We start from the raw sequence: 9566 nt of genomic DNA, 5'->3' as shown, positions 1-9566 counted from the left end.
CCCCATCGAGCGCCTACGCGTTCACAACCTGGCCGTCAAGAACACCTAGTCCGCCGACGATGCGCGGCGGAACGGCGGGCTGTGGGGTCGGGCAATCAGACGTAACGACGAGGCGGCGGGTTACCCTCACCTGTACTCGAAAGCCTCGAAAGGAAACCGTGTTCGCCCGACGTCTGCTGGCAGCCGTTTCGGCGGCCGCGCTCACCGTCGGGCTCGGTGGTTGCGGCAATACCGACTCGTGGGTCGACGCGGTGGCCGCGCCGGGCTGGCCGGCGCAGTACGCCGACGCCGCCAACAGCAGCTACACGGCGACGGCGGGTGCCAGCAAGCTCAGCCTGCGCTGGACGCGGTCGGTGAAAGGGACGCTGGCGGCCGGCCCGGCCCTGGGCGCGCGCGGCTATCTCGCGCTGAACGCGCAGACGCCGGCCGGTTGCTCCTTCATGGAGTGGGAGATCGGCAACGGACGGCAGCGCTGGTGCATCCGGCTGGTCCAGGGCGGCGGCTTCGGCGGTCCGGTTTTCGACGGATTCGACAACCTCTACGTCGGCCAGCCCGGCGCGATCATCTCCTTCCCGCCGACGCAGTGGACCCGGTGGCGTGAGCCCGTGATCGGAATGCCGACAACACCAAGGTTTCTGGGCGACGGACACCTACTGGTCAGCACACACCTGGGACAGATACTGGTGTTCGACACCCACCGCGGTGCAGTCGTCGGCAGCGCCCTGGACCTGGTGGAGGGGGTGGATCCCGCCGATGCGACGCGGGGGCTGGCCGACTGTGCGCCGGCCCGCCCGGCGTGCCCGGTCGCGGCGGCTCCGGCGTTCTCGCAGACCACCGGAACGGTGGTGATCGGTGTCTGGCAACCCGGGGCGCCGGCCGCCGGGCTGGTCGGGCTGAAGTACCAAGGGGGACAGCTCGCCCGCGAGTGGACCAGCGATGCCGTCGGTGCCGGCGTGCTGGCCAGCCCGGTGCTCTCGGCCGACGGGTCCACGATCTACGTCAACGGCCGCGACCAGCGTCTCTGGGCGTTGCATGCGGCCGACGGTAAACCCAAATGGTCTGCGCCACTTGGTTTCTCGGCGCAGACACCGCCGTCGGTCACGCCGCAGGGGCTGATTTTGTCCGGTGGTGGCCCCGACACCCGGCTCGCCTCGTTCCGTGACGCCGGCGACCACGCCGAGGTGATCTGGCGGCGCGAGGACGTCACGCCGTTGTCCACGTCGAGCCTGGCCGGCGGCGGAGTCGGTTACACGGTGGTGGCCGGTCCCCCGCACGACAACGCACCCGGCATGTCGCTACTGGTGTTCGACCCGTCCAACGGCCGCACCACCGAGAGCTATCCGCTCCCGGCCGCCACCGGCTTTCCCGTGGGGGTTTCGGTCGGCAAGGACCGCCGGGTGGTGGTCGGTACCAGCGACGGCCAGGTCTACAACTTCGACCCGGCCTGACAGGACTCAGAGAGCCAGCGGCGGGATGGCGCTGCGGGGCACCTGGACCTGAGTGGCTCCCGCGAACGACGGCAGCAACTCGCCCTGGGCGAAGTAGAAGATCAGCGCGTCGTCGGTGATCGCGAAGTTCTGATAGTTGGTCGGGTCGTGGCCGGCCCCGGCCGACACACCCACACCCACCCCACTCTGGTGTTCCAGTTCGCGCTGCACGATCGGGAAGATGGCGTCCAGCGGATTGGAGTTGGGCGCGAACAACGTGTCGAAGGTGATCGGCTGCTTGGCGGTCACGTTGTAGTTGAAGGCCTTGTACCAGTTCGAGGGGCGGGCCCCGCCGAGATCCTGGAAGAACTTGAGCACCACACTGCGCGTGTTGTGCGGCTGGCCGGAGCTGTGTTGCTCGTTGGTGGCGTCCATCTGATACGGCTGGTCGCGCCGCCCCGATCCCTGCGCGACGTTGACGAACCCGTCGCGGTTCTGCGCGATGTAGTCGGTCAGCGCCTGCTGGTCGGGATAGTCGACCGGGAACGTGATGTCCAGCGTGTAGGTGGTGCTGGATTGGTGGATATGGCAGATCTGGGCGGCCTCGACCGAGCCGCCGAGACTGGCGCAGGACGGCGGCGCGGCCGTCGCCGTGCCGACAGCCGGCAAGCCCGAAACAAGCACAGCAGCCGATAGAGCGGCCGCCACCAGAAAGCGCATCGTCGAAATGTCCTCGCAGACCAAGAAGGCATGTGTCTTATATAGGATTCGCCGTCAGCGTACCCGGCGTTACCGCGAGGGCCGGCAAACATAGGCCAGGGCCTGACTGGCGGCGCCCGTGCCGATGCGGGCGATGACCACCGAAAGTGGCCGATCCCCGCGCAGCCGCAGCCGGCGGCGCAGCGCATCGGGGTCCACCGCGATCCCGCGCACCAGGATCTCCAGCGCGCCGCAGTTCAGCGCGGACAGCGCCTGACGCAACCGCCGCTCGTCGAAAGCCGTCTGCTCGAGCACCTCGAAGCCACGCACCCCCGCCGGCAGGTGGTCACCGGACAGGTAGGCGATGTCGGGGTCCAGTTGCCACAATTGGTGCCGCGCGGCGTATTGACGGACCAATCCGGCGCGTACGACGGCGCCGTCGGGGTCGACGATCCAGCGCCCGGCGCCACGTACCGGACAGTCGTCGGGGTCGGATGAGGTGAGCTGCTCGTCGCGGTCCAGGATGCTGGCGCGTCGGCGCACGCCCGGCTCGGCCAGCCCCGGTGACCACAGACACGCTTCGCGGACGGAGCCGCGGTGCGACGTGACCTCGATCTCACCGGCGAAACCGAGCCGCCTGACCTGATCGAAATCGATTCCCGGAGCGCACTTCACGACGAGATCCCGGCCGCGGTAGCAGCCCAGCACTGCGTCCAGCGCTGGTTGATAGTCGCGCGGGTCGAACCGGCGGCGCCCACCGCTGCGCCGTGCCGGGTCGACGACGACGGCGGCGTCGCGGGTCACCGGCGCCAACGCATCGGCGCGGCACAGGTCGGCATCCGCCCCGAGGTTGTGGCGTGCCATCGCCAGCCTGACCGGGTCGATGTCGCTGCCGACGGCGCGGGTCGTCACCGCGCGCAGCGCGGCCAACTCGGTGCCGATGGAACAGGTCACGTCGTGCACGACGCGCCCGGCCAACCGGCGGGCGCGGTGGCGCGCGACGGGTGCGGCGGTGGCCTGCTGCAGCGCCTCGCCGGTGAACAGCCAGCGCGAGACGTCGCCGAGCGCACCGAGCTTCTCCTGCGCTTTCCGGCGTAGCAACGTGGTTTCCACCAACACCGAAGCCCGATCGCCGAACCGGGCGCGGACCGCTGCGACGTCGGCTATCCGGCTGGCCTCGCTCAACTCGAACTCGTCGACCGCCGCCAGCGCGGCGGTACCCGGGTCGGACCGCAGATAGCTGACGGCGTCCGAGTCGAACAAGCTCAGGACGGTTTGACCCCGGTGACCATGACGTTGTAGAACCAGCCCTTCGGGGCGACGTGCCGCCAGACGTTGGCGTCCACCCAGCTCAGGGCCTTCCAACCGTTGAAGGCGAACTTCGCCCAGCCCCAACCCAGACGCCCCGGCGGCACCGATGCTTCGAAGGTACGCACCGGCCAGCCGAACATGGCGGCGGTGAACTCTTCGCTGGCGGTCTCGACCTGCACCGCGCCGGCGTTGGCCGCCATCCGCTCCAGATCTTGCGGCGAGAAGGTGTGCAGGTCGACGACGGCTTCCAGGGCCGCGGCGCGGGACGATTCGTCGAGCTCTTCCTGCGGTCGCCGCCAGCTGCCCAGCCCGGGCAGCTTGGTGACGTTGGTGGCGACCCGCCAGGTCAGGGTGGACAGCTCACGCGCGTAGACATTGCCGACCGAGGTGGGCTCGCCGGCGAACACGAACCGGCCACCCGGCTTGAGCACCCGGATCACCTCACGCAGCGACAGTTCGACGTCGGGAATGTGGTGCAGCACCGCATGACCGACCACCAGGTCGAAGGTGTCGTCGTCGTACGGGATGCCCTCGGCGTCGGCGACGCGGCCGTCGATGTCCAAGCCCAGCGACTGCCCGTTGCGGGTGGCGACCTTGACCATGCCCGGCGAGAGGTCGGTGACCGACCCGCGCCGGGCGACTCCGGCCTGGATCAAGTTGAGCAGGAAGAAGCCTGTGCCACAACCCAATTCGAGGGCGCGATCGTAGGGCAGTTCGCGGATCACCTCGTCCGGCACGATCGCGTCGAACCGGCCCCGCGCGTAGTCCACACAGCGCTGGTCGTAGGAGATCGACCACTTCTCGTCGTAGTTCTCGGCTTCCCAGTCGTGGTAGAGCACCTGGGCGAGCTTGCTGTCGTGCCGCGCGGCTTCCACTTCTTCGGCGGTGGCGTGCGGGTTGGGAGCGGCGTCTGCGGGGATTTGCGTGGTCCTCGTCATGGAGGGCAGCCTATCCGCCGTGCCGATCGCCGTCGGTCCCGCCGTCCTGAGCTGCGGCGAACACGTCGACGTAACGCCGTTGTTCGGCGTCCGCCCGCTCGGTTGCCGTCGCCGCCCCGTACACGTCGTTGATGCCGGCCTTGGCTGCCGCCAGCGCCGGTGCGGGACCGTCCAGGAAGCGCCTGGCCCACGTCGCCGCGGCGTCGTAGACGTTGTCCGGGGCCACCATGTCGTCGATCAGGCCGAGCGCCAGTGCCTCCTCGGCGTCGAAGAAGCGGCCGCTGAACACCAGTTCCTTGGCCCTGCTGGAACCCACCACATGAGTGAGCCGGGCCATTCCGCCGCCGCCGGGAATCAGTCCGGCCAGGATCTCGGTCGCGCCGAACTTGACGTTGTCGCCGCTGACCCGCCAGTCGGCGGCCAGCGCCAGCGTCAGACCGGCGCCCAGCGCGTACCCGGTGATGGCCGCGACGGTGGGCTTGGGGATCGCTGCCACAGCGTCGATGGCCTCGCGACGCACCTGCGCGGCGACGCCGGCCTCGGTGGCGGTCAAGGTGCGCAGTTCGGGCATGTCGTCGCCGGCGGAGAAGATCTCGTGGCCGCCGAACAGGATGACCGCGGCCACGTCATCGCGGCGGCCCAATTCATCGGCGGCGGCGACGATTTCGCGGTAGACCTGGCGCGTCAACGCGTTGGTGGGGGGACGGGACAGCAGCAGCATGGCCAGGCCGGCGTCCTGCGTGCCGTCGCTGACGACGACGCTGACGAACTCGCTCAAAGCGGCCAGTCCATGAAGCCACCCGCTTTGCGGGCCTCGTGGTAGCGGTCGGAGTCGAAGAACTCGAACACCCAGTTGTCGCCCCGCTTCTCCAACAGCGGCTGGACGGCGTCGATCTGGCGCTCGACGGCCAGCACGTCGGCGACGGTGCGGCCGGCCAGCGCGTCCAGCTGTGTCCACGTCGGCGGCAGCAGCACGTTGCGGCCGGCCTCGAACTCGGCGATGGTGTCCTGCGGCAGTGCCCATTCGGCGCGGTCGGATTCGGTGTTGTCCCCGTCGGCGCGCTGTCCGTGCGGCAGCGCCGCGACGAAGAAATAGGTGTCGTACCGGCGGGTGCGCTCGGCCTCAGGGGTCACCCAGTTCGCCCACGGCCGCAACAGGTCGCTGCGCAACACCAGGTTCTCCTGGCGCAAAAAGTCGGCGAAGGACAGTGTGTGGTCGGCCAGGGCGCGGCGGGCATCGCCGTACACCGAGGCATCGCTGATGATGCTGTCCGGGTCGTCGGCGGGCCCGGCGAACAGCACACCGGATTCCTCGAACGTCTCCCGCGCGGCCGCGCAGACCAGCGCCTCGGCCAACCCGACGTCGATGCCGAAGCGCTGCGCCCACCACTGCGGCGGCGGCCCGGCCCACCCGATCTCGGCGTTGCGGTCGCGGTCGTCGACACCGCCGCCGGGGAACACGATCACTCCCGGCGCGAACTCCATCTGCGAATGCCGGCGCATCAGGAACACCTGCAAGCCGCCGGGCGCGTCCCGGACCAGCATCACCGTGGACGCCGGGCGCGGCGTCAGGGGGACGTGCGGTTCGTTCATGCCTGCCTCCGATGTGCCGCCCGGGCGCGAACCCGCCGGGCGAAGTACCGTCCGTCGACCACGTCCAGCGCGATCCGCTGCCCGAACGCCGCCGAAAGGTTCTCGGCCGTCAGGACGTCGGGCAACAGGCCGGAGGCGACCACCTGAGCCTCCGACAGCAGCAGGCAGTGGCTGAAGCCCGGCGGCACCTCTTCCACGTGATGGGTGACCAACACCAGCGCGGGAGCGTCGGGGTCGGCGGCCAGGTCGGCCAGGCGCGCCACCAGCTCCTCGCGGCCACCCAGATCCAGGCCGGCGGCGGGCTCGTCGAGCAGCAGCAGCTCGGGGTCGGTCATCAGCGCGCGGGCGATCAGCACCCGTTTGCGCTCACCCTCGGACAGCGTGCCGTAGAGGCGGTCGGCGAGGTGCTCGGCCCCCAGGCTTTCCAGCATGTCCAGCGCCCGCCGGTAGTCGACGTCCTCGTAGCTCTCCCGCCACCGGCCCAGCACCGAATAACCGGCCGACACGACGAGGTCGCGCACCACCTCGTTGTCGGGCACCCGCTGGGCCAGCGACGACGAACTCAGGCCGATCCGCGACCGCAGCTCGCTGACGTCGACCCGGCCCAGCCGCTCCCCCAGCACGAACGCGACCCCGGAGGACGGGTGCTCGGATGCGGCGGCGATGCGCAGCAGCGATGTCTTGCCGGCGCCGTTGGGGCCGATGATCACCCAGCGTTCGTCGAGTTCGACGGCCCAGTCCAGCGGTCCCACCAATGTGCGCCCGCCCCTGCGCAGCGACACGTCCCTGAAGTCGATCAGCAGGTCGGGATCGGCTTCGAGTTCGGCCACCCGACCATCGTGCCGCACCCCATGCCTGCGAGCGCTGCCGGGTCACGTACACCGGTGCGTCGCCGCGCCCGGCGCGGTCAGCAGACGCAGAATCGCACTGAAATCGCAGATTTCGTGCGATTCTGCGTCTGCTCGCCGGGGGAGGCTCCCCGGGAGAGGCTCGCCGGGGGAGGCTAGCTGTATTCGACGGTGAAGGTCGGCAGCGGTTTGCCGGTCTTCCAGTGCTTGAGCAGCGCCTGAGCCAACTCGCGATAGGCCAGCGCGCCCTTGTTCTTACGCCCGGCCAGCACCGACGACCCCGACGCGCTTGCTTCGGCGAAGCGCACCGTGCGCGGGATCGGCGGCGCCAACACCGGGAGCTCGTAGCGGTCGGCGACATCGAGCAGCACGTCACGGGTGTGGGTGGTGCGCGAGTCGTACAGCGTCGGCAACGCGCCGACCAGCCGCAGGTTGGGGTTGGTGATCTGCTGGACGTCGGAGACGGTCCGCAGGAACTGACCCACCCCTCGATGCGCCAACGTCTCGCATTGCAGGGGCACCATGACCTCGTCGGCCGCGGTGAGCCCGTTGAGGGTGAGCACGCCCAGCGACGGCGGACAGTCGATGATCACCACGTCGAAATCGTCGGCGAGTTTGGCCAGCGCCCGCTTCAGCGCGTACTCGCGCCCGGCCCGCATCAGCAACATCGCTTCGGCGCCCGCGAGGTCGATGTTGGCCGGTAGCAGCGTCATGCCCTCGGCGGTGGACACCAGAGCCGCGCTCGGCTCGACGTCGCCGAGCAGTACCTCGTGCACCGAGACGGGGAGTTTGTCGGGGTCCTGGCCCAGCGAGAACGTCAGGCATCCCTGTGGGTCCAGGTCGACGAGCAGCACCCGCTTGCCCTTGTCCACCATCGCCGCCCCGAGCGAGGCGACCGTGGTCGTTTTGGCCACCCCGCCCTTCTGGTTGGCCACCGCCAGCACGCGCATGTCAGTCACAGTGCCCATCCTGGCACGTACCGGCGCGACTGGTCGGGGTGGCAGCCTGCCGAGGTGCTGGCGTGTCTCGGGCAGAATCGCTGGCATGGGCGTGCACGACCACCGGTTGCTGTTGTTGCGACACGGCGAGACCGAGTGGTCCAGATCCGGGCAGCACACCGGCCGCACCGACATCGAGCTGACGGCTCCAGGGCGGGAGCAGGCCGAGTTCGCCGGAGTCGTCCTCGGCGAGCTCGATCTGCAGCACCCGTTCGTGTTCTGCAGCCCGCGTCGCCGCACCCTGGCGACCGCCGATCTGGCCGGGCTCATCATCGATCAGGTCACCCCGCTGCTCGCCGAATGGGATTACGGCGAGTACGAAGGTCTGACGACTCCGCAGATCCACGAGTTCGACCCGGATTGGCTGGTGTGGACGCACGGCTGCCCCGGCGGGGAAAGCGTCGAGCAGGTCAGCGAACGCGCCGACCGAGCCATCGCGCTGGCACTGGAGAACATGGAGTCGCGCGACGTGTTGTTCGTCAGCCACGGCCACTTCTCCCGCGCGGTGATCACCCGTTGGGTCCAGCAACCCCTGACCGCGGGCAGCCGCTTCGGTATGCCCACCGCGACGATCGCGGTCTGCGGGTTCGAACACGGCCTGCGCCAGCTCAGCCAGCTCGGGCTCAGCTGTCATCCCCGTCCGAGCGCAGTGGCGTGAGCCCCGAACCGTCGTTCGCGCTGACCGGACCGCGCGGAACGTGGGTAGCCGACGGCGTACGGTCCCGCTACGCCGACGTAGCCGCGGCCCAGGCCGCGCTGCGTTCCGGAGCGGTGCCAATAGTGTTGGGCGCGTTGCCTTTCGACGTGTCCCGGTCGGCTGCGTTGCTGACGCCGGAGCGCGTCGGCGCGCGCTCCGGCTGGCCGACGGGACCGGCACCGTCGGTGCGCGTCGATGCGGCCGTGCCCCCGCCCGCCGAGCATCGGTCCCGGATCAGCCGGGCGCGGGATCGGCTGGCCGATCCGGGCAATTCGTTGCACAAGGTGGTGCTGGCCAGATCGTTGCGGTTGGTCGCCGAGGCGCCACTGGACGTCCGCGTGGTCCTGGGCAGACTCGCCGCCGCCGACCCGACCGCCTACAGCTACCTGGTCGACCTGACCGCTGCCGGCGCGGACTACGCCGGGGCCGCCCTGGTGGGCGCCAGCCCGGAACTCCTGGTGGCGCGCTCCGGTGAGCAGGTGGCGTGCCGGCCGTTCGCCGGGTCGGCGCCCCGCTCTTCTGACCCCGACGCCGACGCCGCGAACGGGACCGCGCTGGCCGAATCGGACAAGAACCGCCACGAGCATCGACTGGTCATCGACACCATGCGCGCGGCCCTGGAACCGTTGTGCGCCGACCTCACGATCGCCGCCGAGCCGCAGTTGAGTCGTACCGCGGCGGTCTGGCACCTGTGCACCCCGGTCGTCGGCCGCTTGCGCGACACCTCAACGACCGCAATCGATTTGGCGCTGGCCCTGCATCCCACCCCGGCCGTCGGCGGGGTACCGACAGCTGCGGCCACCGAGCTGATCGCCGAACTGGAAGGCGACCGCGGCTTCTACGCCGGGGCGGTGGGCTGGTGCGATGCCCACGGCGACGGCGACTGGGTGGTGTCTATCCGGTGCGCGCAACTCTCGGCCGACCGTCGCACCGCGCTGGCCCACGCGGGCGGCGGCATCGTCGCCGAATCCGATCCCGACGACGAAGTCGTCGAAACCACAACAAAATTCGCGACCATCCTGAACGCATTGGGAGTCGAGCAGTGAACATCCGCC

The 9566-nt window shown here is 69.9% G+C and carries 10 protein-coding genes; 3 read left to right on the top strand and 7 right to left on the bottom strand.

Annotated elements, in window-relative coordinates; all coding sequences use genetic code 11:
* The first annotated feature begins 158 nt into the window (after window positions 1–158).
* Complete coding sequence (locus AC5Y47_RS03195) at window positions 159–1448, top strand: outer membrane protein assembly factor BamB family protein (protein WP_499941863.1); 1290 nt, start codon at window positions 159–161, stop codon at window positions 1446–1448.
* Between the two features lie 6 nt (window positions 1449–1454).
* Here the strand turns inward: AC5Y47_RS03195 and AC5Y47_RS03190 are convergent, their stop codons facing one another.
* From AC5Y47_RS03190 to AC5Y47_RS03160, 7 genes are all read right to left on the bottom strand, one after another.
* Complete coding sequence (locus AC5Y47_RS03190; protein ID WP_499941861.1) at window positions 1455–2147, bottom strand: esterase; 693 nt, start codon at window positions 2145–2147, stop codon at window positions 1455–1457.
* Between the two features lie 69 nt (window positions 2148–2216).
* Window positions 2217–3389: a class I SAM-dependent methyltransferase gene (locus AC5Y47_RS03185; protein WP_499941859.1), complete on the bottom strand. Its 1173-nt coding sequence runs from the start codon at window positions 3387–3389 to the stop codon at window positions 2217–2219.
* 2 nt (window positions 3390–3391) lie between these two features.
* Window positions 3392–4375, bottom strand: a complete 984-nt coding sequence (locus tag AC5Y47_RS03180) for a class I SAM-dependent methyltransferase (protein WP_499941858.1) — start codon at window positions 4373–4375, stop codon at window positions 3392–3394.
* Window positions 4376–4385: 10 nt separating this feature from the next.
* Window positions 4386–5153, bottom strand: coding sequence for an enoyl-CoA hydratase (locus AC5Y47_RS03175; RefSeq protein WP_499941856.1), 768 nt, complete (start codon window positions 5151–5153; stop codon window positions 4386–4388).
* Window positions 5150–5968 (bottom strand): NUDIX hydrolase, encoded by an 819-nt coding sequence (locus AC5Y47_RS03170; RefSeq protein ID WP_499941854.1) that lies wholly within the window; start codon window positions 5966–5968, stop codon window positions 5150–5152. The genes AC5Y47_RS03175 and AC5Y47_RS03170 overlap by 4 nt, the downstream gene beginning before the upstream one ends.
* Entirely contained in the window at window positions 5965–6816 is an 852-nt protein-coding gene (locus AC5Y47_RS03165) for an ABC transporter ATP-binding protein (RefSeq protein ID WP_499941853.1), read from the bottom strand. The genes AC5Y47_RS03170 and AC5Y47_RS03165 overlap by 4 nt, the downstream gene beginning before the upstream one ends.
* A 155-nt stretch (window positions 6817–6971) precedes the next feature.
* Window positions 6972–7775: a ParA family protein gene (locus tag AC5Y47_RS03160; RefSeq protein ID WP_499941851.1), complete on the bottom strand. Its 804-nt coding sequence runs from the start codon at window positions 7773–7775 to the stop codon at window positions 6972–6974.
* A gap of 85 nt (window positions 7776–7860) precedes the next feature.
* On the opposite strand from AC5Y47_RS03160, the gene AC5Y47_RS03155 reads away from it, so the two are divergent.
* Both AC5Y47_RS03155 and AC5Y47_RS03150 read left to right on the top strand, forming a co-directional pair.
* Window positions 7861–8472, top strand: a complete 612-nt coding sequence (locus tag AC5Y47_RS03155; RefSeq protein WP_499941850.1) for an acid phosphatase — start codon at window positions 7861–7863, stop codon at window positions 8470–8472.
* A complete protein-coding gene (locus AC5Y47_RS03150; protein WP_499941848.1) occupies window positions 8469–9557 on the top strand; it encodes an isochorismate synthase in 1089 nt (362 codons plus the stop codon). The genes AC5Y47_RS03155 and AC5Y47_RS03150 overlap by 4 nt, the downstream gene beginning before the upstream one ends.
* Window positions 9558–9566: the final 9 nt, after the last annotated feature.

It is taken from the genome of Mycobacterium sp. NGS22 (assembly GCF_059813095.1).
This window is presented reverse-complemented; position numbering and strand designations above follow the sequence as displayed.

Bases quoted from the DNA above. Each gene is read 5' to 3' on its own strand.
- AC5Y47_RS03190 (WP_499941861.1), bottom strand. From the start codon at position 2,147: ATGCGCTTTCTGGTGGCGGCCGCTCTATCGGCTGCTGTGCTTGTTTCG.
- AC5Y47_RS03180 (WP_499941858.1), bottom strand. From the start codon at position 4,375: ATGACGAGGACCACGCAAATCCCCGCAGACGCCGCTCCCAACCCGCAC.
- AC5Y47_RS03170 (WP_499941854.1), bottom strand. From the start codon at position 5,968: ATGAACGAACCGCACGTCCCCCTGACGCCGCGCCCGGCGTCCACGGTG.
- AC5Y47_RS03155 (WP_499941850.1), top strand. From the start codon at position 7,861: ATGGGCGTGCACGACCACCGGTTGCTGTTGTTGCGACACGGCGAGACC.